The organism is Candidatus Burkholderia verschuerenii (assembly GCF_001189365.1).
GTDB lineage: Bacteria > Pseudomonadota > Gammaproteobacteria > Burkholderiales > Burkholderiaceae > Caballeronia > Caballeronia verschuerenii.
Genome location: NZ_LFJJ01000374.1, coordinates 1 through 1,393 on the forward strand (window position 1 = coordinate 1; position 1,393 = coordinate 1,393).

The 1,393-nt window shown below is 52.1% G+C and carries 1 protein-coding gene; it reads left to right on the top strand.

Annotated features, from left to right (window positions below; genetic code table 11):
* The first annotated feature begins 720 nt into the window (after positions 1–720).
* Positions 721–1,008, top strand: coding sequence for a hypothetical protein (locus BVER_RS31010; protein ID WP_083452435.1), 288 nt, complete (start codon positions 721–723; stop codon positions 1,006–1,008).
* Positions 1,009–1,393: the final 385 nt, after the last annotated feature.

Below are 1,393 nucleotides of genomic sequence, written 5' to 3' on the forward strand. Positions count from 1 at the left end.
GGCTTACCCGGAACAATGGACTCCAGTCGTCCCCATATCTCATCGGTCAGCAACATTCGACTCATCTTGATCGCTTACGCAAAAGATGAGATGTAAACACATTTCTTCAAATGTGAACAGAGCCTAACAGTGCCGATTCCCCCTGCCCTTGCTCCTTTCATTGTTTGGTCGCAACGCTAAGCTTTTTCATGTGTGCGCTCAGGGTGTTGCGATGCCTAACCGATACTTCGCCGACCCAAGCCGGTCCGCGGTCACAATCACGCACAGTCTTGTCCGTAAGCATATCGACGCAGCAAGAGCACGTGTTTGCCCGGTCGCAATCACGGTTGATAGCAAGACGAAGCGGTTAGCGTTCCTCCTCCGATGGCGGTAAGCCATTGTGAATCGCTTCATAAAGCAACGTCATATATTCGTCGTTAAGCGGCTCGCTGCGGCGGGTAAACTGCTGACGGTCAAGTACCGAGGCCCGCGTTATAGTTGCCAGTCCGAGTAAGTCATGGTGCACTTTACAAACGAACTTTTTCAGTCCCACAAACTCAACTTCGATCTCCTGGGAACGAGGTGTAGAAGTTCGGCGTATTTCGATCGAGCGCTACATATCCGTGAACGAACGTGCGCGTCGGGTATTTGAGTCGTACATGCACGTACAGGATCCGCTACAGACACAACACTGCGTTAACGTGGGAAAATGTTTTCATAAACCGTGAAAAGGGGAATTCCATGCAGGATATTTTTGACCCCCGCCGTGAGCCCGCGCGCAGCATCTACCTGGCGCTTCAGACCGAAGCGGCCAAACGCAAAGGGCGAACCGTCGATGAATGGCAAACTGCGGAACGCGACGTTGTCTATCGCGAATCGGTCCATCAAGCGCAGAAGCTGGGATTGCGAGTTCCGACAATGGATGACATCGTGAGTACCGAACGTTATGCGACTGGATCCGTCGATAATGGTGCAAAGTGGGCCAACTGTGTTGTGACGGCAATGCGCAGTCCCGCAAGCGACGGTTGAGCCAACAAGTAAAGAAATGTCGGGCTCATTTCGCGGAGAATATTCCGAAAAATCCCTTTCGGATTGTTGTTGACGCATGCGTCGGAGAGTTGGGGTTCGGCGCAATTCTTGGACTATCAAAAACTAGTCTAAGAATTCCGCCGCACTCCCCTTGCAAGAAGTAAGTTGCTTGAGCTACCGCCGTTGGGCACCACCGCCCCAGCTTATGCCAGCGTATCTTGCAAGCTGTCAGAGAAGATTGCCATTTTCTTGACCCGGTACGTAGTCGGCCCTTCAGAATTAGTCGAAGTCAAGGGTGGCAAGGGGCCGCCGGAAGATCGTGTTTCCCAGAACTCCCAGAAGCAATATTGATCTGAATGGTTTCCTGGGAGTTTGGAACTTCGCC